General features: G+C 60.1%; 14 protein-coding genes. 9 read left to right on the top strand and 5 right to left on the bottom strand.

From position 1 onward, the window contains the following. Window positions 1-676: 676 nt before the first annotated feature. Window positions 677-2,245: a TerC family protein gene (locus ABVR31_RS07205; protein ID WP_058769963.1), complete on the top strand. Its 1,569-nt coding sequence runs from the start codon at window positions 677-679 to the stop codon at window positions 2,243-2,245. 117 nt (window positions 2,246-2,362) lie between these two features. Here ABVR31_RS07205 and asmA read toward each other — a convergent pair whose 3' ends face one another. From asmA to udk, 3 genes are all read right to left on the bottom strand, one after another. Further along, window positions 2,363-4,162 carry an outer membrane assembly protein AsmA gene (asmA, locus tag ABVR31_RS07200; RefSeq protein ID WP_372772248.1) on the bottom strand — a complete coding sequence of 600 codons (1,800 nt, stop codon included), beginning with the start codon at window positions 4,160-4,162 and terminating at the stop codon, window positions 2,363-2,365. 59 nt (window positions 4,163-4,221) lie between these two features. After that, window positions 4,222-4,803: a dCTP deaminase gene (gene dcd / locus ABVR31_RS07195; protein ID WP_021509321.1), complete on the bottom strand. Its 582-nt coding sequence runs from the start codon at window positions 4,801-4,803 to the stop codon at window positions 4,222-4,224. A 119-nt stretch (window positions 4,804-4,922) separates the two neighbouring features. After that, entirely contained in the window at window positions 4,923-5,561 is a 639-nt protein-coding gene (gene udk / locus ABVR31_RS07190; protein ID WP_010615887.1) for a uridine kinase, read from the bottom strand. Between the two features lie 229 nt (window positions 5,562-5,790). Between udk and ABVR31_RS07185 the strand changes: the two genes are divergently transcribed. From ABVR31_RS07185 to yegD, 3 genes are all read left to right on the top strand, one after another. Continuing rightward, on the top strand, window positions 5,791-6,402 hold the full coding sequence (locus ABVR31_RS07185) for a phosphatase PAP2 family protein (protein WP_021509320.1): 612 nt from the start codon (window positions 5,791-5,793) through the stop codon (window positions 6,400-6,402). Between the two features lie 358 nt (window positions 6,403-6,760). Further along, a complete protein-coding gene (locus ABVR31_RS07180) occupies window positions 6,761-9,325 on the top strand; it encodes a diguanylate cyclase (RefSeq protein WP_372772246.1) in 2,565 nt (854 codons plus the stop codon). Between the two features lie 75 nt (window positions 9,326-9,400). Further along, window positions 9,401-10,753 carry a molecular chaperone gene (yegD, locus tag ABVR31_RS07175; protein ID WP_372772244.1) on the top strand — a complete coding sequence of 451 codons (1,353 nt, stop codon included), beginning with the start codon at window positions 9,401-9,403 and terminating at the stop codon, window positions 10,751-10,753. A 115-nt stretch (window positions 10,754-10,868) separates the two neighbouring features. On the opposite strand, the gene ABVR31_RS07170 is transcribed toward yegD, so the two are convergent. Both ABVR31_RS07170 and ABVR31_RS07165 read right to left on the bottom strand, forming a co-directional pair. After that, entirely contained in the window at window positions 10,869-12,203 is a 1,335-nt protein-coding gene (locus tag ABVR31_RS07170) for a carbohydrate porin (protein WP_021509317.1), read from the bottom strand. Between the two features lie 221 nt (window positions 12,204-12,424). Beyond that, the gene (locus ABVR31_RS07165; protein ID WP_104188470.1) at window positions 12,425-13,387 is read right to left on the bottom strand and encodes an aldo/keto reductase; all 963 of its coding nucleotides are present in this window, start codon (window positions 13,385-13,387) and stop codon (window positions 12,425-12,427) included. Window positions 13,388-13,627: 240 nt separating this feature from the next. On the opposite strand from ABVR31_RS07165, the gene ABVR31_RS07160 reads away from it, so the two are divergent. The 5 genes from ABVR31_RS07160 to baeS all read left to right on the top strand — a co-directional run bounded on the left by ABVR31_RS07160 (window position 13,628) and on the right by baeS (window position 23,937). After that, entirely contained in the window at window positions 13,628-14,857 is a 1,230-nt protein-coding gene (locus ABVR31_RS07160; RefSeq protein ID WP_372772241.1) for an MdtA/MuxA family multidrug efflux RND transporter periplasmic adaptor subunit, read from the top strand. Beyond that, window positions 14,857-17,979 carry an MdtB/MuxB family multidrug efflux RND transporter permease subunit gene (locus ABVR31_RS07155; protein WP_262264448.1) on the top strand — a complete coding sequence of 1,041 codons (3,123 nt, stop codon included), beginning with the start codon at window positions 14,857-14,859 and terminating at the stop codon, window positions 17,977-17,979. The genes ABVR31_RS07160 and ABVR31_RS07155 overlap by 1 nt, the downstream gene beginning before the upstream one ends. Further along, window positions 17,976-21,050 (top strand): multidrug efflux RND transporter permease subunit MdtC, encoded by a 3,075-nt coding sequence (gene mdtC, locus ABVR31_RS07150; protein WP_021509313.1) that lies wholly within the window; start codon window positions 17,976-17,978, stop codon window positions 21,048-21,050. The genes ABVR31_RS07155 and mdtC overlap by 4 nt, the downstream gene beginning before the upstream one ends. Before the next feature lie 98 nt (window positions 21,051-21,148). Then, the gene (gene mdtD, locus ABVR31_RS07145) at window positions 21,149-22,555 is read left to right on the top strand and encodes a multidrug transporter subunit MdtD (RefSeq protein ID WP_125309722.1); all 1,407 of its coding nucleotides are present in this window, start codon (window positions 21,149-21,151) and stop codon (window positions 22,553-22,555) included. Next, a complete protein-coding gene (gene baeS / locus ABVR31_RS07140) occupies window positions 22,552-23,937 on the top strand; it encodes a two-component system sensor histidine kinase BaeS (RefSeq protein ID WP_372772238.1) in 1,386 nt (461 codons plus the stop codon). Before mdtD ends, baeS begins: the two co-directional genes overlap by 4 nt. Window position 23,938 lies beyond the last annotated feature (1 nt).

Genomic DNA, 23,938 nt, shown 5'->3' with positions numbered 1-23,938 from the left:
AGGCCAATTCTCTTTCCAGTTAAGCAAGAAAATTGTGATAAATACCAACAGATTAGTCTGACTTCCTTTTGCCGCAAGGCCAGACAATTCTTAACCTGTGAAAACCACGTCAGGCACGCTACCGCCCTTGGCTGTCGCTGCCAATACCGCTTACAACACCCTATTTTTTGTCCGCGCTTTGTCGCCACGCCGGGAAATACCCGCCTTAACCCGTGCACGATCACAATTCACAACATTAAGAAGCTAAACAGCGCGCTATTAACAACATTGGCGCAGACATTTACTAACACGTTGCTATACTAGTTATTACTGGCTTGTTTACAAGTAGGCCCCGTCTTCCCTGCACTATTTTAGGAAAAAGACTACCAGCCATAAGTATTGATGCCAGCCCCGCCAGGCAATTTCACGCCAAATTTCAGAATAATTCGATACCCGTCTTCAGATTAGTCGCATTAAAAATGTACGCTTTTGCCGCCGGATAAGAATAAATAGTGGTCTTCATCCACACAGGATGTTTATCCATACTTTTCACTTATCGCCCGGCTGAACAAGGTAAGATTAATCCTAATAAGCCGCCAGCCCGCGACATCCGCGCGGCCGGGGCGTATTTGTACCCTGTCTGACGATTAACTATCATCAGACTAAGCTCATTTTTAGACATTATGGTGATGAAAGTATGTGGGAGTGGATCATCGATCCGTCGCTCTGGGCAGGATTAGTCACGCTAATCGTTCTTGAGCTGGTGCTGGGTATTGATAACCTGGTTTTCATCGCCATCCTGGTGGAGAAGCTGCCGCCAACGCTGCGCGACCGCGCGCGGGTGTTCGGCCTGCTGCTGGCGCTGATATCACGGCTGGTGCTGCTGGCGTCGCTGTCGTGGCTGGTTACGCTGACCCAACCGCTGTTCACCCTCTTCCAGCACAGCTTCAGCGCACGCGACCTGCTGCTGCTGGGCGGCGGTATCTTCCTGTTGTTTAAAGCCACGACCGAACTGAACGCCCGACTGGAGGGCAGCGACGAGGAATCGGGTCAAAATAACAGCGGTGCTAAATTCTGGCCGGTGGTGGCGCAAATCGTGGTGCTGGACGCCATCTTTTCACTTGATGCCGTCATTACCGCCGTCGGTATGGTCAACGACCTGCCGGTGATGATGATCGCCGTGACCATCGCCATCCTGTTAATGCTGCTGGCCAGCAAGCCGCTGACGCGCTTCGTTAACGGCCATCCTACCATTGTGATTCTCTGCCTGAGCTTTCTGCTGATGATCGGCTTTAGTCTGGTGGCAGAGGGTTTCGGCTTCGTCATCCCCAAAGGCTATCTGTACGCGGCCATTGGCTTCTCGATTGTGATTGAGATCTTTAACCAGCTGGCGCTGTTTAATCGCCGCCGTTTTCTTACCGCCGGACGGCCGCTGCGCCAGCGCACCGCCGAAGCCGTGCTGCGCATTCTGCGCGGTGAAGCGCAGCGCGCCGATCTGGATGCCGACACGGCATCGCTGCTGAGCGATAACCAGGGCGCAGCGCTGTTTAACCGTCAGGAGCGGCGCATGATCATGCGCGTGCTGGGCCTGGGTCAGCGCCAGATCAACAGCATCATGACGTCACGCCATGACGTCGAGCACATCGATCTGAGCGAAGACCCGCAGTCGATCATGGATAAACTCGACCGCAACCAGCATACGCGCCTGCTGATCACCGAACAGGGGCGCGAGCCGCTGGGCGTGGTGCATGTGATCGATCTGCTGCATCAGTCGCTGCACAGTAAATCGCTGGATTTGCGTGCGCTTATTCGCCAGCCGCTGGTGTTTCCCGAGCGCGTCACCCTGCTGCAGGCGCTGGAGCAGTTTCGCCATGCGCGCACCCATTTTGCCTTTGTGGTAGATGAGTTTGGTTCGGTAGAAGGCGTGGTGACGCTGAGCGACGTGATGGAGACCATCGCCGGCAACCTGCCCAATGAAGGAGAAGAGATTGATGCCCGTTACGATATTCAGCCCGCAGAGCATGGCGGCTGGATCGCCAACGGCCATATGCCGCTGGAAGATTTAGCGCTGTATGTGGCGCTGCCGCTCGACGAGAGGCGCAATTACCATACGCTGGCGGGATTGCTGATGGATAGCCTGCAGCACGTGCCGGCCGAAGGTGAGGAGTTGCGCGTCGGGGATTATCTGCTGCGCACCCTGCAGGTGGAGAACCATCGGGTGCAAAAAGTCGAGATTGTGCCGGTCGCGCCCGCACCGTTTATTTAACCCGGTGCCGGGGCGTGATTTATCGCGTGTTGCTTAGCTGGTCGCCATAAATGGCGACCCTACACGGAAAGCATCGGTTTTTGTAGGGTGCGCATTCATGCGCACCGGCATCGGGCTTTATTGCCGCGGTGCAGACTTCTGACTATCCAGCCACTGATTAAGGCGCGTTTTGGCTTCGCCCTGCAACTGCTGGCGCACCACATCATCCACTGGCAGCGAATACTGCAGGTTGTTCCAGTTACCGTACATGCGCAGCGGAATCGGCTGGCCGTTGAGGACTTTCGCCAGCCGGTCGTCGCCCTGCCAGCCGCGCAGAATCATATTAATGGTGACATCCAGCTGCTGCTTCACCACATCCACGTTGCCGTGCGTTTGCAGCGCCAGCCGGCTGCTGCCGCCCTGCAGGTCCGGCAGCGTGACGTTGCCCTGCTTCAGGCTGATGCGCCCGCTTAACTGTTCAATTCCCTGATCATCCGGCTGATCGTTACTGACGCGATTGCTGACGCGCGCCACGGCGCGGCGCACCATCTGCTGTAAATTCAGCTGCGCCAGCTGCAGATTAGTTGCTTCCAGTTCTGCATTGCCCTGCCAGTTCTGTTTCGCCTCCGCCACGCTCAGCCCGGCACCGCTGATGTCGCCCTTGAGCGAGACCGTGCCCTGCAGCGAAGCCGGCAGTTCCAGCGCTTTAAGCAGCGGCGCGATGGCAATGCTGCTCAGCTCCGGCTGAAACGCCACCTGCGTGACCGGCTGACGGATATCCACCGAGCCGGGAATGGAAAAGTGGCCGTCACCAAATTTGCCCTGCAGCTTGTTGAGCGTCAGCAGCCCGCGCTGATTGCGGGCGTCAATTTGCAGATTACTGAGCGTCAGACCGCGCCACACGCTGCTGTCGGCGTCGAGCGTCAGCTGTAAATCCATGCTGTTGAGCGGCGAGTCGGCATTATTGTGCGCGCGCGGCTCAGCGATCACCGGCGTGCGCATCACGTTAGCCTGCTGCGTGGTGCTGTTATCGCTGGCGGGCGCGCTGGCCATCAGGTTATCCAGATTGAGCGAGGTCGCGTGCAGCGCGAGGTTGAGCTGCTGCGGCAGGGCCAGCCGGCCCTCAGCGCTGCCGTCGAGGGCGCTGTCGTTCGCGGTTAACTGCAGCTTGTTCAGCGCGAACTGCTGCTGGTCGCCATCCCACTGCGCCTGCCCGCTCAGCGTCCCTTTAATGCCCTGCGGCGGCAGGTTCGCGCCGTCCAGCGTGTACTCCAGTTCATCCAGCTGGCCGCTGATACGGTGCGGATAGTGCGCCACGTCCATCTGCCCTTTCAGGTTCAGGCTGAGATTACGCTGATTGCGCGACACGCGTGTCGCCAGCTCAACGCTGGCCTGCCGGTTATCGTCCTGATTCAGGTTGAGGTTGAGATCGCGGAAGTTGTACTCGTCACCGCCCGGCTGCTGCCAGATGAGCAGGCTATCGGCGATGCGCAGTTTACTGATGTTAAAGGTCCAGCCGTTGCTGGCGGCGATGGCCGGTTCACTGTCGCCCGGCTCAATCGGCGCGCCCTGCGGTTTCTGCACCGCACTGTCCGGCGTGGCGCGAATAATCGCGTTTTTCAGCATCACCTGGCTGACGCTCAGCTGATGCGACAGCAGCGGCCACAGATTGACGTCCAGACGCATATTATCGGCGGTCACCATCGGCTGGCTGGCGCCGGGCGCGGTCAGGCTCATGCGGCCCGCCAGAATGCTGAGCTGCGGCCAGACGTGCCAGCGCAGGTCGCCGCTCACTTCAAGCTGATAACCACTGCGCTGTTTTACCTGCTGTACCATATAGGTACGAAAGTCGTTGGGATTGACCAGCAATACCAGTGCCGTCATGCCCGCTACGACCACCACTAACAGGATGGCCAGCGTGGTTATCAGTCTTCTCATTGCATCCTCATCACCGTCAGATTTCAGGCCGCTGGCGCGAAATCACTCCAGGAGAAACGTTAGTCTTTATCAATACGGCTGGCGTCAGCGCCCTGCTGCCCGCGATATTTGGCGTCTTCGCGGCGATTGTAAGGACGCGCCGCCGGCCCGGACAGCGGTTCAAAGCTCAGTGCGCCAATCAGCATGCCGGGACGCAGCGCCAGCGGCAGCTTACCGGAGTTGTAAAACTCCAGCACGATGCGGCCCTGCCAGCCCGGATCGATACGGTGCGCGGTAACGTGCACCATCAGTCCGAGGCGCGCCAGTGACGAGCGGCCATCCAGCCAGCCCACCAGATCGTCGGGGATGGTGACGGATTCCAGCGTCACCGCCAGCGCCAGTTCACCCGGATGCAGAAAGAACGCTTCGCCTTCCGGCAGCACAATCTCGTCGCTCATCACGCGATCCAGCGCCGCGCTCACTTCATGCTTTGGACCACTCAAATCTATAAACGGTGCGGTGTGGCCGCTAAAGGTACGGAACTGGTTACCGAGGCGCACATCCACGGTAGCACCGTTGATGCGCTCAACCGGCGGACGGGGATCGATGGCCAGCTTGCCGCTGTCCAGCCAGCTTTCAATATCGCGATCGCATAATCTCATCGCAGAAACTCCATGATTTAAGTGTAGCGAAAGGTGGTCAGGTTGTGACAAACCGTTCGCGTCACGTCCATCCGGACGCACGGTGTCCCGTTCCGGTCCCGCTGAACCGGACGGGCGCGTCAAAGATACTGGTTAATTTTGGCCTTGAGGATATCAATGGCGATGCGGTTTTTACCACCGCGCGGCACAATGATGTCGGCATACTGCTTGGAAGGCTCAATAAACTGCAGGAACATCGGGCGCACGGTCTTTTGGTACTGGCTCATCACCGAGTCCATCGAGCGCCCGCGCTCGTTGACGTCGCGCTTCATACGGCGCATCAGGCAGATATCCAGCGGGGTATCAACGAAGATCGAGAAGTTAAGCTCCTGGCGCAGCCGTGCATCGGTCAGCAGCAGAATCCCTTCCAGAATAATCACTTTCTTCGGCTTCAGATGAATACACTCGTCGGTGCGGGTGTGCTCAACGTAGCTGTAAACCGGCAGGTCGATATCTTCGCCGGCCTTCAGTGCGCGCAGATGCTGCAGCAGCAAATCGTGGTCCATCGCGCTCGGATGGTCGTAGTTGGTTTTCACCCTCTCTTCCATGGTGAGGTGGCTTTGATCTTTATAGTAGGCATCTTCGGGGATCACACCGATATGCTCGTCACCGACCTGGTCACGGATTTCACGATAGAGCGTGCTGGCAATAAGACTTTTTCCGGATGCGGATGCACCTGCAATGCCAACGATCACGCACTGATGAGACTTGTCAGTCATACTTTTTTAAGACCTGATAACTGGAGCCGGTTTCTGTCTGCACAAAAACAGGCCGATTGAGAGGGTTAGTTGGCGGCAATTATAGGGATTTCACCGGGTTGATGCCAGTGAAAACCGGCGCGCCGCCTTTTCAGACTATCCCGTTTTGCAGCCAGCGGCTTAATCGATACACTGTTTCTCTGCCCGCCGTGTGACTGGCGGGAGCCCGATAGTCGTTGCAAGGAAAAGTATGAGCTGGAGAACCCTGACCTATTTCGGCGACAGTATGTTGCTGATCCCCACTGCGGTGATCATTGCACTGGTGCTGCCGTGGAAAAGCGACAACCGTCGCACCGTCTGGTACTGGCTGCTGGCGTTTGGCCTGGCGGGCCTGCTGGTCAGCATCTCGAAGATTATGTTTCTCGGCTTCGGCATTGGCAGCGCGCGCTACAACTTCACCGGGTTCAGCGGTCATAGCGCGATGTCAGCGACGCTGTGGCCGGTGATGATGTGGCTGATTTCCGGCCGCTGGCCCACCTTCTGGCGCGCCCTGACCATCGGTATCGGCTATCTGATTCCGCTGATGGTGGGATTATCGCGCCTGGTGATCCATGCGCACTCGGTGAGTGAAGTGCTGGCCGGACTGATGCTAGGCTTTACCCTGAGCAGCGCGTTCCTTCTGAGCCAGCGCCGCACCGCGCTGAAGGGGTTTAGCGTGGTGCAGGTGGCGGTGGCATTTTTGATTCCGCTGTTGCTGATGGGCCACGGCCGCGTCGCCACCACCCAGCAGTTCCTCGAGCGTTTTTCCGCTGACCTCGCCGGGCTGGAAAAGCCCTTCACCCGCGCCGATTTGTTTCGCTGAGTGCGTTGTACAACCTGGTCGCCATGAATGGCGCCCCTACGACAGTTCTGGTGCAGGATGCCAACACCCTAAACCATTCACCGTTTTTGTAGGGTGCGCATTCATGCGCACCTGGTTTCGCTGAGTGCATTGTACAACCTGGTCGCCATGAATGGCGCCCCTACGACAGTTCTGGTGCAGGGTGTCGACACCCTAAACCGTTCACCGTTTTTGTCGGGTGCGCATTCATGCGCACCTGGATGCAGGCCGCAAAAAAACATTTCCGCACAAAGATATCTGACAGATGTGCTAGCATGGATTAAGAGATTGACTGGCGCATTTTTCTTCGAGTAATCAATGCGCGCTGCTGGATTCGTGCATGACTCTTGAGATATTAACCTCGCAGGATAATCCGCAAAAAAAGTGGCTCAGCGCCCTGCTGCTTTGCGCGCTGGCATTTTTACTGACGCTGTTCTGTCTGGAACTGATTGTTGTCAGCGGCCGCATTTCCCCGCTCTGGTACTCCACCGCGTTAATGACCGTCGTGGTGTTCCGCGCCCCCTCGCGACAGGTACCGCTGCTGCTGGCCAGCTGCGTGCTCGGCACGGCGCTGGCCAATCTGCTGGTGATCGGCCCGGCCCTGAGCAATGTCAAATTCGCCATCCTTAATATGGTGCAGGCCATCCTCGGCGGGCTGATGCTGCGCGCGCTGCTCGACCGCAAAGCCCCGCTCAACTCACTGGCCGACTGGATACGCTTTGCGCTGGCTGCGGGCCTGATCGCGCCGCTGCTGGGCGGCGTCGTGGCGCTATGGATGCTGCACGTTGACGGCCACGCCTCGCTGCCGTTTTTCTCCACCTGGGTGATCTCTGAAGTGATTGGCGTGCTGGCCTTCGGTCCGGTGCTGCTGCTGTGGCCTGATAAACCGCTGCGCCAGTTGATCACGCCGGAACGTCAGCTGGAGACGCTGCTCACGCTGATGGTCACGCTGCTGGCCAGCTATCTGGCGCTGCGCTTCCTGCCGTGGCCGTTTACCTTTATCGTGGTGATTCTGTTCTGGTGCGCGGTGCGCCTGCCCAAATTCGAAGCCTTTCTGCTGTTTTTCCTTAACGCCAGCTTTATCTCGCTGCTGCTGGCGCTCGACTGGGTCAACCTGGCGCGCAACGATCTGCTGCTCGGCCAGGTCAGCACCTGGCTGCCGTTTCTGCTGGTGCTGCTGCCGAGCCACGTGATGTCGCTGGTGATGGATGCCTTCCAGCGTGAAAAGCACCACATCAGCGAAAGCGAAACCCGCTTCCGCAACGCCATGGAGTATTCCGCCATCGGCATGGCGCTGGTATCACCGGAAGGCGGCTGGCAGCAGGTCAACCAGTCGCTGTGCCGCACGCTGGGCTTCGCGGCGGAAGAGCTGAAAAAACTCACCTTCCAGCAGATCACCCATCCGGACGATCTCAACAGCGACCTGCAGCAGCTGGAGCGGCTGATCGCCGGTGAGATCCTGACCTATACCCTGGAAAAGCGCTATTTCCGTAAAGATGGCGAGATCGTCTGGGCGCGCCTCACGGTCTCGATGGTGCGTGATGCGCAGCTGCACCCGCTCTACTTTATCGCGCAGATTGTGGATATCTCCGAGCTGAAGCAGAGCGAGCAGGTCAACCAGCGACTGATGGAGCGCATCACGCTGGCCAACGAAGCGGGCGGCATCGGCGTGTGGGAGTGGAACCTGCTAAACGGCGAGATGTTATGGGACAAGCGCATGTACGAGTTATTTGCGCTGGAGCCGCACCGGGTACCGAGCTACGACCTGTGGCTGCATCTGGTCGATGTTCAGGAACGTGAAGCGGCCGCGCTCACCATTCAGCAGGCGATTGAACGCCGCAGCGCCTTCCAGCTGGAGTACCGCATCAATCTGCCGCAGGGCGTGCGCTACGTGCGCTCCGAGGCCAATAGCATTATCAGCAAGGATGGGCAGATCGAACGCATGCTGGGCATTTGCCAGGACATCACCTCGCTGCGTACGCTGAATGAAGCGCTGTACCAGGAGAAGGAACGTATGGCGATCACCCTCGACTCGATCGGTGAAGCGGTGATTTGTACTGACGATGAGATGCGGGTGACCTTCATGAATCCGGTGGCCGAGACGCTGAGCGGCTGGCCGCAGGCGAAAGCGGCTGGCGTGGCGCTGAGCGAACTGCTGACGATTACGCGTGGTGCGCAGGGGCCGCGCGTGGAGAATCTGTTGCTGTGCAGCCTGCCCGCCAGCAAAACCACACCGGACCTGGAAGAAGAGCTGGTGTTGCATACCCCGGATGGTGCCCAGGTCGAGATTCACTACAGCATCACGCCGCTGAAAACCCTGACCGGCAGCGACATTGGTGCCGTAATGGTCATTCATGACGTCAGCGAGTCGCGCCGCATGATGAAACGCCTGAGCTACAGCGCCTCTCACGATATGCTGACGCGTTTGCCGAACCGTCACAACTTTGAACAGCAGCTGAAGCGACTGGTGAATGACGCCGCCGTGCATCACAGCGAGCACGTGCTGGTGTTTATCGATCTGGATAAGTTTAAAGCGGTCAACGATACCGCCGGCCATGCCGCTGGCGATGCGCTGCTGCGCGCACTGGCCGATCTCATGCAACAGCACCTGCGCAATAGCGATGTGCTGGCGCGCCTCGGCGGTGACGAATTTGGCCTGCTGCTGCCCTACAGCAATGTTGACCAGGTGCGCGAGGTGGTGCAGGGCATCGTCAGCGCGGTGCATGACTTTACTTTTATCTGGCAGGACCGGCCGTATCACGTCGGTGCCAGCGCCGGTATCACGCAAATCGATCAGCATAACTGCATCAGCAATGTGGTGATGTCGCAGGCCGATGTCGCCTGTTACAGCGCCAAACACGCCGGACGCGGCCAGTATCAGGTTTACCAGGAAGTTCAGGGATAAACTGCGGCGCTGCCCATTGCCAGCCCGCGTTGGCTGCGCTAAAGTCGCCCCCTTTTTTCTGGCATGGGGGATACAATGTTTATCGGATTCGACTACGGCACGGCTAACTGTTCCATCGCGGTAACGGATAGCGGCACACCGCGGTTACTGACACTGGAAAACGGTCAGCGCCTGCTTCCCTCCATGATTTGCGCGCCCACGCGCGAAGCCATCAGTGAATGGCTGCACCGCCACCATCAAATCCCCACGCCAGACAGCGAAAGCACCGCGCTACTGCAGCGCGCGTTGCGTTATAACCGCGAAGAGGATATCGAGGTAACGCCTGCCAGCGTGCAGTTTGGTCTGACCGCGCTGCAGCACTATATGGTCGACCCGGAAGAGGTGTGGTTCGTCAAATCACCGAAGTCGTTCCTCGGCGCCAGCGGCCTGAAACCCCAGCAGATCGCCTTCTTTGAAGATCTGGTGTGCGCCATGATGCTGCACATTCGCCAGCAGGGTGAAACCCAGCTCGATCAACCGATTGACCAGGCGGTGATTGGCCGGCCAATCAACTTCCAGGGGCTGGGCGGTGACGACGCCAACCAGCAGGCGCAGGGCATTCTGCTGCGTGCCGCACAGCGTGCCGGGTTCCGCGACGTCGAGTTTCAGTTCGAGCCGGTTGCCGCCGGTCTGGAGTTTGAAGCCACGCTGCAGCAGGAGACACGCGTGCTGGTGGTGGATATCGGCGGCGGAACCACCGACTGCTCCATGCTGCTGATGGGTCCGCAGTGGCGTAATCAGTCCGATCGCCGTGCCAGCCTGCTTGGCCACAGCGGCTGCCGCGTCGGCGGTAACGACCTCGATATCATGCTGGCGTTCAAAACGCTGATGCCGCTGCTGGGTCTGGGCGGTAACACGCTGAAGGGCACTGCCCTGCCCGCGCTGCCGTGGTGGAACGCGGTGGCGATTAACGATGTGCCGGCACAAAGCGACTTCTACTCGGCTGCCAGCGGTAAGCTGCTGCGCGATCTGGTGCGTGATGCCGAACAGGGCGATAAAGTCGCACATCTGCTGAAAGTTTGGCAGCAGAAGCTAAGCTACCGGCTGGTGCGCGCGGCGGAAGAGAGCAAGATTGCGCTCTCCGAGGAGCGCGAGACCGCAGCCTCGCTGGCGTTTATTGCGCAAACGCTGCAGGCGGAGATCAGCGCCGCGCAGCTGGAAGAGGCGATCAACCAGCCGCTGGCGCGCATTCTTGAGCAGGTGCAGCTGGCGCTGGCCAGTTGTGACACCCATCCGGAGGTGATTTACCTCACCGGCGGCAGTGCCCGTTCGCCGATACTGCGCGCCGCGCTGCAGCAGGCACTGCCCGACACGCCCATCGCCAGCGGCGATGATTTCGGCTCGGTCACCGCCGGCCTCGCCCGCTGGGCCGAAGTGATGTTCAGATAATTCCCTCTCCCGCTTGCGGGAGAGGGTTAGGGTGAGGGCCAGACATCTCCGTGCGATTTTCCCCTCACCCTGCCCTCTCCCAAAGGGAGAGGGAAAAGTCACACATTCTGCCAGATTAGAAATTCACGTTCGCACTGATCCCACCCACAAACGCATCTTTCACTTCGCTCACCGCACCCGGTGCCACCACGTATTGCAGGTTTGGACGCAGCTGCAGCCATTTGGTCAGTTGCGCATTGTAATAAACCTCGTAGTTGTACTCGGAACCATCCTGAATCGGCAGATAAGTTGGGCTGTCGAAATCAGTTTCGCCGTTGGCATCATTCTGCTGACGCAGCGAACGGGTATACGCGCTGTTAACGTGAATACGCGCCGCGCCGACGCCAATCTCATCCTGCGGACGCGCATCAAACGGCCCTTTCCAGGTAAAGCTGATCGACTGATAGTTGTCGGTTTTCGAGGTTTTGTGATCGTTCATCACCGCCTGCACCGTCACGCCCAGACCCCGGCTGGCATCGCCGCCCTGCGCGGTCAGCTGCTGCTGTAACAGCACGTAGCCGCCGTAGGCGTGATCCTTGCTCTGATAAGCGCCATCGCGCCAGCTGCCGTAGTTATCGCCGTTGGCCGACGAGTAGTAGTAACCAATGCGGTAGTTACCCGGCAGGTTGGCCGGCCCGAAGGTCGGCTTCCAGCCCAGTTCCACCGGCACCAGGTTGCCTTCGGAGTTGCTGGTATCCAGACGGAAACCGTCACCGCGATCGTAGTTGGCACTGTTCTGGTTGTAGAAGCCCACCTGGAAGAACACTTCCGGCGTGAAGTTAACCTTCACGCGGCCGCCCCACTGGGAAACCGGCCAGTTAAACCAGCGGTCGCCGCGCCAGTTACCCGCCTGGCCGCTGCCGAATGCAAGGTTCTGGAACTTGCTGTCGAAGTTGTCGAAATCTTCCCCGACGGTGACGCGACCGGCTTTCAGGTTGACAGTGTTATCAAACAGCCCTTTGCTGAGCCAGAACTGCGTCAGACGCCAGGTCTGGCCACGTCCGTACACTTCCTGCACCGATGACAGCATGCCGGTACGGCGGTCTGCCACCTGATCGGAGATGTTGCGACCGTTACGGTCGGTAATGGTCATCTGGAACTGCGCATCCTGCCAGTCGAGCAGTTTTTGCAGGTCAAGATTCAGGCCAAACGCCCACTGATCGCTGTAGCGCATCGAGGTGTTGGTATCGGCACCGCCGCCCAGGTTCGAGGCACTTTCCATGGTGTAGTTAACGTCGAACTTCACGCCGTCGTTTTCCAGCTGCGTTCGGTTACCGCCCCAGTCGCCAAACATGTAGGGGGAATCGTAGCTGAACGCATCGGCTGCCACCGCCGACGCACTCAACATGGCAAACATCAGGGTGCCCGCTGCCAGGCGAGGCATATGCTGCACTGCTTTTTTTCTGTTCATGATGATTATTCTTCTGTGAATTTCCGGAGAGGAACGGGCAGAGAATAATGCTGAGGTTATGTCAGTTTTTGCAAATCTGTGCGCAGTGAGTGCAAAGGTGACAGTGACTTAACGCAATTGTGACAGCGATCGATGAATGGATATGTTCTGGAGGAAAAAGGCATTTTTTGCGTGGCGAAAAAATTATTACGTGACGGGACGCCGCAGCGTCCCGCTTCGCGTTACGGCTTGCTGGCGCTGGCCAGCTCTTCAATCTCCTGCTTGCTGAGCTCCAGCTCAGTGGCTTTCACCAGCTCATCCAGCTGCTGCAGCGAGGTGGCACTGACAATCGGTGCCGTGATGCTCGGTCGCGCAATCTGCCACGCCAGCGCCACCTGTGTAGCCGAGGCGTCGTGCGAGGCCGCGACATCTTCCAGCGCTTCAATGATGCGCTTACCGCGCTCGTTGAGATATTTTTCTACAATGCCCTGGCCGCGCGCGCTTTTGCTGGCGTCTTCCGGCTTTTTGTATTTCCCGCTCAGGAAACCGCTGGCCAGCGAGTAGTAGTTAATCACGCCGAGACCGTTTGTCACCGCCACCTGCTCCAGTCCGCTTTCATACTCCTGACGATCGTACAGGTTGTACTCCGGCTGCAGGGTTTCATAGCGCGCCAGTCCCTCCTGCTTACTGATGTCGAGCGCTTCCTGCAGGCGCTGCGCGCTGTAGTTGGACGCACCGATTGCCCGCACTTTGCCCTCTTTGATCAGCGAGTCGAAGGCTTTCAGCGTCTCCACCAGCGGCGTGCTGTCATCATCACGGTGCGCCTGATAGAGATCGATGACATCCGTCTGCAGGCGGCGCAGCGAATCTTCCACGGCCTGGCGGATATAGGCCGGTTTTAGCCCGGTTTTCTCCGGCGTCAGCTCCATGCCTACCTTGGTGGCAAGCACGATACTGTCGCGCTTACCGCTTTTTTTCAGCCACTTACCGATGATGGTTTCCGATTCACCGCCGGCGTTGCCCGGCGCCCAGCGTGAGTAAACGTCTGCGGTATCAATGAAGAACAGCCCCTTTTCCACCAGCGCGTCGAGCAGTGAAAACGAGGTTTTTTCATCGACCGTCCAGCCAAAAACGTTGCCGCCAAACGTCAGCAGCGGCACGCTGATACCGCTGTCGCCCAGCTGACGGGTTTTGTGTTGACGCATGTGATCCTCCTTAGTGAAACGAGACTGGTCTGTCATTCAGCTTAGCAAAGGAAAAAGTCACGCTTATGCGTATTGCTGCCAAAATATTTACTGAATATGAATACTTAGCGTGCCCGGGGCGATATTCTTAATTCCTTCAATTTTTGCCCGACCCGGGCGACTACAATCATTTCGTTTGCGCCGCGGTTCGTTTGCGCGCGCATGTGGGGAAAACGAAACCGCCGGAGAGCACACAGAGCAATGAATAAACGATTAAAAACAGGCCTGATTAGCGTGGTGGTGCTGGCTGCGCTGGCAGGCGCTTATTACTGGTGGCAGCATCCGGCCGAGCCTGCACAGGCTACCCAGGCTGATGGCCAGCCGCATCACGGACGCGGTGGCAACAACGGCGGTGGACGCCGTCCGCTGGCACCGGTGCAGGCCGCAACGGCGACCACCGAAAGCGTGCCCTATTACCTTAGCGGACTTGGCACCGTCACCGCGGCCAACACCGTTACGGTGCGCAGCCGGGTCGATGGCCAGCTGATGGCGCTGCACTTCACGGAAGGTCAGCAGGTGGAGGCCGGCGCGCTGCTGGCAGAAATCGATCCCCGCCCATGGCAGGTAGCGCTCACCCAGGCACAGGGCCAGCTGGCCAAAGATCAGGCGACGCTGGCTAACGCGCGCCGCGACCTAAGCCGTTACGAAAAACTGGCAAAAACCTCACTGGTGTCGCAGCAGGAGCTGGATACGCAGCGCTCGCTGGTCAGCGAAACTCTCGGCACCATCAAAGCCGACGAAGGCAATGTGGCCAGCGCGCAGCTCAATCTGACCTACAGCCGCATCACCGCGCCGATTGCCGGACGCGTCGGGCTGAAGCAGGTGGATGTCGGCAACTACATTACCGCCGGCGATACCAATGGTCTGGTGGTGATCACCCAGACGCACCCGATTGACGTGGTGTTCAGCGTTGCCGAGAACAACATCAGCCAGATCCTGAAAGCCCAGAAAAGCGGTCAGCCGCTGCCGGTTGAAGCCTGGGATCGCAGCAATAAAACCCTGCTGACCACGGGTGCGCTGCTGAGCATTGATAACCAGATCGATGTCACCACCGGCACCATTAAACTCAAGGCGCGCTTCAGCAATCAGGACGACGCCCTGTTTCCCAATCAGTTTGTTAATGCCCGGCTGAAGGTGGATACGCTGCAAAACGCAGTGGTGATTCCGACCGCCGCGCTGCAGATGAGCAACGACGGCCACTTTGTCTGGGTGGTGAACAGCGATAACAAAGTGAGTAAGAAACGCGTCACCGCCGGGCTGCAGGATAGCCAGAAAGTGGTGATTGATGCCGGGCTGCAGGCCGGTCAGCGCGTGGTCACCGACGGTCTCGACCGCCTGACCGAAGGCACCACGGTGGAAATTGTCGCCGCACAGAGTACCGCCACGCACAGCACGCGCGCGGCGCAACCGGCTCGCGGAGAACGTCAATAATGCAGGTGATGCCTCCCGACGCCAGCGGCGGCCCGTCACGCCAGTTTATTCTGCGCCCGGTGGCCACCACGCTGCTGATGATCGCAATTTTGCTGGCCGGCGTGCTGGGCTATCGCTTCCTGCCGGTTTCCGCGCTGCCGGAAGTCGATTACCCGACCATTCAGGTCGTCACGCTCTATCCCGGCGCCAGCCCGGATGTGGTGACCTCGTCGATTACCGCGCCGCTGGAGCGTCAGTTCGGGCAGATGTCCGGCCTGAAGCAAATGGCGTCGCAAAGCTCCGGCGGTGCCTCGGTGATTACGCTGCAGTTCCAGCTGACGCTGGCGCTCGACGTTGCCGAACAGGAAGTGCAGGCGGCGATCAACTCTGCCACTAACCTGCTGCCTAACGATCTGCCAAATCCGCCGGTGTACAGCAAAGTGAATCCGGCCGATCCGCCAATCATGACGCTGGCCGTTACCACCACCAGCATGCCGCTGACGCAGGTGCAGGACATGGTGGAGACGCGGGTGGCGCAGAAGATTTCCCAGGTCTCCGGCGTCGGTCTGGTCACGCTCTCCGGCGGCCAGCGCCCGGCAGTGCGGGTGAAGATGAACGCTCAGGCGCTGGCGGCCCTCGGCCTTACCAGCGAGACGGTGCGCACCGCCATCAGCAACGCCAACGTCAATTCGGCGAAAGGCAGTCTTGATGGCCCAACGCGCTCCATCACGCTGTCAGCCAATGACCAGATGACCTCCGCGGAGGATTACCGCAAGCTGATCGTCAGCTACAGCAACGGCGCGCCGGTGCGGCTGGGCGACGTCGCCACGGTTGAACAGGGCGCAGAAAACAGCTGGCTGGGTGCCTGGGCCAACCGTGAGCCGGCGATTGTGCTGAACGTGCAGCGCCAGCCGGGTGCCAATATTATCGCCACCGCTGACAGCATCCGCGCACTGCTGCCGTCGCTGACCGCCACGCTGCCGAAGTCGGTTGACGTCAAACTGCTCACCGATCGCACTACCAACATTCGCGCCTCAGTAGCGGATACTCAGCATGAGCTGATGCTGGCCATCGGGCTGGTGGTGATGATCATCTATCTGTTTCTGCGCAATGTCCCGGCCACCATTATTCCGGCAGTCGCGGTGCCGCTGTCGCTGGTCGGCACCTTTGCCGCCATGTATTTCCTTGGCTTTTCGATCAATAACCTGACGCTGATGGCGCTGACCATCGCCACCGGCTTTGTGGTCGATGACGCCATCGTGGTAATCGAGAACATCTCGCGCTACATCGAAAAAGGCGAAAAGCCGATGACCGCCGCGCTGAAAGGTGCCGGTGAGATTGGCTTCACCATTATCTCCCTTACCTTCTCGCTGATCGCGGTGCTGATTCCGCTGCTGTTCATGGGCGACGTGATTGGCCGTTTGTTCCGCGAGTTCGCCGTGACGCTGGCGGTGGCGATTCTGATCTCGGCGGTGGTCTCGCTGACGCTGACGCCGATGATGTGCGCGCGCATGCTGAGCGCCGAATCGCTGCGCAGGCAGAACCGCTTCTCCCGCGCCAGCGAGGCGATGTTCGATAAGGTGATTGCCGGCTATGGCCGCTGGCTGACGCGCGTGCTGCGCCATCCGTGGCTGACGCTGTCGGTGGCGCTTGGCACGCTGCTGCTGACGGTGCTGCTGTGGGTGGTGATTCCGAAGGGCTTCTTCCCGCAGCAGGACAACGGCATCATTCAGGGCACGCTGCAGGCGCCGCAGTCGGTCTCTTACGCCAGTATGGCGCAGCGCACCCGCGACGTGGCGTCGATCATTATGAAAGATCCGGCGGTGCAGAGCCTGACCTCGTTCGTCGGCGTGGATGGCACCAACGCGGCGCTCAACAGCGCGCGGCTGCAAATCAACCTGAAACCGCTGGACCAGCGTGACGATCGTATTCCGGCAGTGCAGCAGCGGCTGCAGCAGGCGATCGATCGCCTGCCCGGCGTGTCGCTGTGGCTGCAGCCGGTACAGGACCTGACCATTGATACCCAGGCGAGCCGCACGCCGTACCAGTTTACCCTGCAGTCGGGTTCGCTGGAGTCGCTGGGCAGCTGGGTGCCGAAACTGCTGGCACAGCTCAACACCTTGCCGCAGCTGCGCAACGTCAGCAGCGACTGGCAGGATCAGGGGCTGGAAGCCTTTGTGCGCGTCGATCGCGACAGCGCCAGCCGGCTCGGCATCAGCATGGCCGACATTGATAACGCGCTGTACAACGCCTTTGGCCAGCGCCTGATCTCAACGATTTACACCCAGGCCAACCAGTATCGCGTGGTGCTGGAGCAGGACAACACGCAAACCCCCGGTCTCGCCAGCCTCGACGCTATTCGCCTGAACAGCAGCGACGGCGGCAGCGTGCCGCTCAGCGCCATCGCGCAAGTCGAAGAGCGCCACGCTGCGCTGAGCATTAATCATCTCGACCAGTTCCCGTCGGCCACCTTCTCGTTTGACGTGGCGCACGGCTACTCGCTCGGCGATGCGCTGCAGGCGATCACCACGGCGGAAGATCAGGTCGGCATGCCGGCAGAGATGATGACGCAGTTCCAGGGCAGCACGCTGGCGTTTGAAGCGGCGCTGACCAGCACCATCTGGCTGATCGTCGCGGCGGTAGTGGCGATGTATATCGTGCTCGGCGTGTTGTATGAGAGCTTCATCCACCCGATTACCATTCTGTCGACGCTGCCCACCGCCGGCGTTGGTGCGCTGCTGGCGCTGATGCTGAGCGGCAACGAGCTGGATATCATCGCCATCATCGGCATCATTTTGCTGATCGGTATCGTGAAGAAGAACGCCATCATGATGATCGACTTCGCGCTGGCCGCCGAGCGTGAACAGGGCATGGCGCCGCGTGAGGCGATCTATCAGGCCTGTCTGCTGCGCTTTCGGCCGATTCTGATGACCACGCTGGCGGCGCTGCTTGGCGCGCTGCCGCTGATGCTCAGCACCGGCGTCGGCGCGGAGCTGCGTCGTCCGCTCGGCATCGCCATGGTCGGTGGCCTGGTGCTGAGCCAGGTGCTGACGCTGTTTACCACCCCGGTGATCTATCTGCTGTTTGATCGCCTTGCCCACGCCACGCGCCGGCGTCTGAAAGGCACGGAGGCGCAGTCGTGAAGTTTTTCGCCCTGTTTATCCATCGGCCGGTTGCCACCACGCTGCTGACGCTGGCGATTGCGCTGGCGGGCATTCTTGGCTTCCGTCTGCTGCCGGTGGCGCCGCTGCCGCAGCTGGATTTCCCGGTGATTCTGATCTCGGCCTCGCTGCCCGGCGCGTCGCCGGAAACCATGGCGGCCTCGGTCGCCACGCCGCTGGAGCGCTCGCTGGGCCGCATTGCCGGCGTCAGTGAAATGACCTCCACCAGCTCGCTGGGCAGCACGCGCATCATCCTGGTGTTTGATTTCGACCGCGACATCAACGGCGCGGCGCGCGACGTGCAGGCGGCGATCAATGCCGCCCAGAGCCTGCTGCCGACCGGCATGCCCAATCGTCCAACCTACCGCAAAGCCAACCCGTCCGATGCGCCGATCATGATCCTCACCATGACCTCGGATATTTATAATCCCGGTCAGCTGTATGATTACGCGTCGACGCAACTGGCGCAGAAGCTGTCGCAGATTGATGGCGTTGGCGATGTCACGGTGGGCGGCAGTTCGCTGCCGGCGGTGCGCGTCGACCTCAATCCGCAGGCGCTGTTTAATCAGGGCGTGTCGCTGGATGCGGTGCGCACCGCCATCAGCAACGCCAACCAGCGCCGTCCGCAGGGTGCCATCGACGATACCCAGCAGCGCTGGCAGGTACGGACCAACGATGAGCTGCAAACCGCCAGCGTCTACCAGCCGCTGGTGGTGCACTACAACAACGGCGCGGCGGTACGGCTGAGCGATGTGGCGAACGTGCAGGATTCGGTGCAGGACGTGCGCAACGCCGGGATGACCAACGGTAAACCAGCGGTGCTACTGGTGGTGCGCAAGTCGCCAGACGCCAACATTATCGATACCGTCGACCGCATCCGGGCGGAAATGCCGGAGCTGCATGAGGTGATTCCGGCGGCCATCGACCTGCAAATCGCCCAGGACCGCTCGCCCACTATCCGCGCCTCGCTGCACGAAGTGGAGCAGTCGCTGGTGATCGCCGTGGCGCTGGTGATTCTGGTGGTGTTTTTCTTCCTGCGCGACGGCCGCGCCACGCTGATTCCGGCGGCGGCGGTACCGGTATCGCTGATTGGTACCTTCGCCGCCATGTACCTGTGCGGCTTCAGCCTGAATAACCTGTCGCTGATGGCGCTGACCATCGCCACCGGCTTTGTAGTGGATGACGCCATCGTGGTGCTGGAGAACATCGCGCGTCACGTCGAAGCCGGCATGAAGCCGCTGCAGGCGGCACTCACCGGGGTGCGCGAGGTGGGCTTTACCGTGCTGTCGATGAGCCTGTCGCTGATTGCGGTGTTCCTGCCGCTGCTGATGATTGGCGGTATTATTGGTCGCTTCTTCTCGGAGTTTGCCATCACGCTGTCGGTGGCGATTCTCATCTCGCTGTTTATCTCCATCACCCTGACGCCAATGATGTGCGCGTATCTGCTGAAACCGCAGGCGAAGCGCAGCCAGCCGCGCACGCGCGGATTTGGCCGCGTGCTGCTGGCGGTGCAGCAGGGCTATGCGCGCTCGCTGGGCTGGGTGCTGAACCACGCGATCTGGGTGCTGTTGCTGCTGCTCGGCACCGTCGGGCTGACCATCTGGCTGTTTATCGCCATCCCGAAAACCTTTATGCCCGAGCAGGATACCGGCCGTCTCAACGGCTTTATCTCCGCCGATCAGAGCATTTCGTTTCAGGCGATGCGCGGCAAGCTGCAGGATTTCATGAATATCATCAAGGCTGACCCGGCGGTCGATAACGTCACCGGCTTCACCGGCGGCTCGCGCACCAACAGCGGCTCGATGTTTGTGTCACTCAAGCCGCTGTCAGAACGCAGCGAAAGCGCGCAGGAAGTGATCGCCCGCCTGCGCGTGAAGCTGGCGAAAGAACCGGGTGCCAACCTCTACCTCAATGCGGTGCAGGATATTCGCGTCGGCGGACGCGAATCGAACGCCAGCTACCAGTACAGCCTGCTGTCGGATAACCTCGCCGATTTACGTGAGTGGGAGCCGAAAATCCGCCAGGCGTTTGCCGCGCTGCCAGAGCTGGCCGATGTGAATTCGGATCAGCAGGACAACGGCAGCGAAATGGCGCTGACTTACGATCGCGAAAGCATGGCGCGCCTCGGCATCGACGTGTCGGCGGCCAATGCGCTGCTGAATAACGCCTTCGGCCAGCGGCAAATCTCCACCATCTACCAGCCGCTGAATCAGTACAAAGTGGTGATGGAGGTGGATCCGCGCTATACCCAGGATGTCAGCGCGCTGGATCAGATGTTCGTGATCAACAGTGACGGCAAAGCGATTCCGCTGAGCTGGTTTGCCAAATGGCAGCCGGCCAACGCGCCGCTGTCGGTCAACCATCAGGGGCTGTCGGCGGCCTCGACCATCTCGTTTAACCTGCCGGAAGGGGTCTCGCTGTCGCAGGCGTCAGAGGCCATTGACCGCACCATCACGGCGATTGGCGTGCCGTCCAGCGTGCGCGGCAGCTTCGCCGGCACTGCGCAGGTATTTCAGGATTCGCAGTCGAACCAGCTGTGGCTGATGCTGGCGGCGATTGCCGCGGTGTATATCGTGCTCGGCATTCTGTATGAGAGCTACGTGCATCCCCTGACGATTCTCTCTACCCTGCCCTCGGCGGGCGTCGGCGCGCTGCTGGCGCTGCAGCTGTTTAATACGCCGTTCAGCCTGATTGCGCTGATCGGCATCCTGCTGCTGATCGGTATCGTGAAAAAGAACGCCATCATGATGGTGGATTTCGCGCTGGAGGCGGAGCGCAACGGCAATCTGTCGGCGCGCGACGCCATTTTCCAGGCGTGCCAGCTGCGTTTCCGCCCGATTCTGATGACCACGCTGGCGGCGCTGTTTGGTGCGCTGCCGCTGGTGCTGACCAGCGGGGACGGCGCGGAGCTGCGCCAGCCGCTGGGCATCACCATTGCCGGTGGGCTGGTGATGAGCCAGCTGCTGACGCTGTACACCACACCGGTGGTGTACCTGATGATGGATAAACTGCGCCGTCGGAAAAAGCAGCCGCGGTTGATAACGGAGCCATAACGTCATACCTGCACTAAGCGTAGCGGCGCAATTCAACGCGCGATAAATCGCGCCGCTACGCGACCTGCGGCTGATGAAACTGTTAACACGGGATGACCATGAACGCACAAACCGCCACCGTCCGCTGGCAACTGTGGATTGTGGCCTTCGGCTTTTTTATGCAGACGCTGGATACCACCATTGTGAACACCGCGATTCCGGCGATGGCCCACGATCTCAACGTCAGCCCGCTGCATATGCACTCGGTGATTGTCTCCTACGTGCTTACCGTGGCGGTCACGCTGCCGCTCAGCGGCTGGCTGGCAGACCGCTTTGGCGTGCGCAACATCTTCTTCTGCGCCATCGTGCTGTTTAGCCTCGGTTCGCTGCTGTGTGCCTTCGCCACCTCACTCGACCAGCTGATGATGGCGCGCGTGGTCCAGGGCATCGGCGGCGCGATGATGGTGCCGGTCGGCCGGCTGACGGTGATGAAGATCGTGCCGCGTGAGCAGTACATGTCGGCCATGACCTTTGTCACCCTGCCCGGCCAGATTGGCCCGCTGCTCGGCCCGGCGCTGGGCGGCATTCTGGTGGAGTATGCCAGCTGGCACTGGATCTTCCTGATTAACATTCCGGTCGGCATCATCGGTGCCATTGCTACGCTGCTGCTGATGCCGAACTACACCATGCAGACGCGACGCTTTGACTTCCTCGGTTTTGTGCTGCTGGCGGTCGGCATGGCTACGCTGACGCTGGCGCTCGACGGCCAGCGCAGCGCCGGCGGCTCACCGCTGCTGCTGTGCCTGCTGATTCTGCTGGGGGTGTTTTCCCTGTTGTTCTACCTGATGCACGGTCGCAACAACGATAACGCGCTGTTTAGCCTGAAGCTGTTTGACAACCGCATATACGCCATCGGCCTGCTCGGCAGCTTCACCGGCCGCATCGGCAGCGGCATGCTGCCGTTTATGACGCCGATTTTTCTGCAGGTGGGCCTCGGCTTTAGCCCGTTCCACGCCGGGCTGATGATGATCCCGATGGTGCTGGGCAACATGGGCATCAAACGCGTGGTGGTGCGCATCGTAAATCTGTTTGGCTATCGTAACGCGCTGGTGGGCGGCACGCTGGCGCTGGCGCTGGTGGTGCTGCTGTTTCCCGTGGTGGCGCTGCTCGGCTGGATCTGGCTGCTGCCCGTGGTGCTGCTGTTGCAGGGCATGGTCAATGCCATCCGCTTTTCGTCCATGAATACCCTGACGCTGAAAGAACTGCCGGACGAGCTGGCCTCGAGCGGCAATAGCCTGCTGTCGATGATCATGCAGCTGTCGATGAGTATCGGCGTCACCGTGGCCGGTCTGCTGCTCGGCGCTTTCGGCCATGGAGCGGTGAGCGACAGCGCCGCGACCCATCAAACCTTTATGTACACCTATTTGTGCATGGCGCTGGTGATTGCGCTGCCGGCGCTGGTGTTCTGGCGCGTGCCCGCCGATGTGAGTAAAAACGTGGACCTGAGAGGCAGGAGAAAAGGATGAAGCAGCCGGTAAAACTCGGCATCAGCGCCAAACTGTTTATGGCGATTTTTTCCACCTGCATGCTGGTGATCATCACCATGCACTGGGGCGTGCGCCTCAGCTTTGAGCATGGCTTTGTCGATTACATCAAAAAGGGCAACGAGCAGCGCCTGACGCTGCTGAGCGATGCGCTGGCCGATCAATACGAACAGCACGGTAGCTGGGATTTTTTGCGTAACAACGACCGGCTGATTTTCACCATTCTGCGCTCGCTGGAACAGAACCCCGGCAGCGGCACTCAGCTGCCGCCGCACGGCTGGCGCACCCAGTTCTGGATTATCGATCAACAGTACAAAATATTGTCCGGCCCGCGCTCGCCGGTGCCGCCGGAAGGTTCGCGCCGCAATATCACCACCAGTAACGGCAAGATTGTTGGCTGGGTGATTGCCTCGCCCGCCGAGCGGCTGACGCGCAGCACCGATATCAACTTTGACCATCAGCAGCGCCAGACCAGCTGGCTGATTGTCGGCCTCACCACGCTGCTGGCCGCGCTGGTCACCTGGCTGCTGGCGCGCGGCCTGCTGGCGCCGGTGAAACGGCTGGTGGACGGCACCCATCAGCTGGCGGCGGGCAAATTTACCACCCGGGTGCAGGTCGGCAGCAGCGACGAAATTGGTCAGCTGGCGCGCGACTTCAACCAGCTGGCGCGCTCGCTGGAGAAAAATGAGAGCAACCGGCGCGCCTTTATGGCCGATATTTCCCATGAGCTGCGTACGCCGCTGGCGATTTTACGCGGTGAGCTGGAGGCGATGCAGGATGGCGTGCGCAAGCTGACGCCCGACGCCATCAGTTCGCTGCAGAGTGAAGTCGCGCTGCTGACCCAGCTGGTGGAAGACCTGCACCAGCTGTCGCTCTCCGACGCTGGCGCCCTCGCCTACCGCAAACAGCCGGTGGATCTGGTCAGTCTGCTGGAGGTGGTGGCGGGCAGTTTTGGCGAACGCTATCGCAGCCGGGGGTTGACGCTCAGCCTGATGCTGCCGGCGCAGGCCAGCAGCTTTGGCGATCCGGACCGGCTAATGCAGCTGTTTACTAACCTGCTGGAAAACAGCCTGCGCTACACCGATGCCGGCGGCACGGTGCAGCTCAGTATGCAGCTCAGCGGCGAGCAGTGGCAGCTGCAGTTTGCCGATAGCGCACCGGGCGTCGAGCGCCAGCAGCAGGCACAGCTGTTTGAGCGCTTCTTCCGCGCCGAAAGCTCGCGCAATCGCGCCAGCGGCGGCTCCGGGCTCGGTCTGGCGATCTGCAAGAATATTGTTGAGGCGCATGACGGCAGCATTAATGCGGCCGACTCTGATTTAGGTGGGCTGAAAATCACGCTAAACTTGCCGTATGTTCCTCACTAGA

The sequence above is a fragment of the Pantoea sp. WEP genome (assembly GCF_041678305.1).
Taxonomy (GTDB): domain Bacteria; phylum Pseudomonadota; class Gammaproteobacteria; order Enterobacterales; family Enterobacteriaceae; genus Pantoea; species Pantoea dispersa.
Note: the sequence above shows the minus strand (reverse complement) of the source record. Positions and strands in the feature narration are given on the sequence as shown.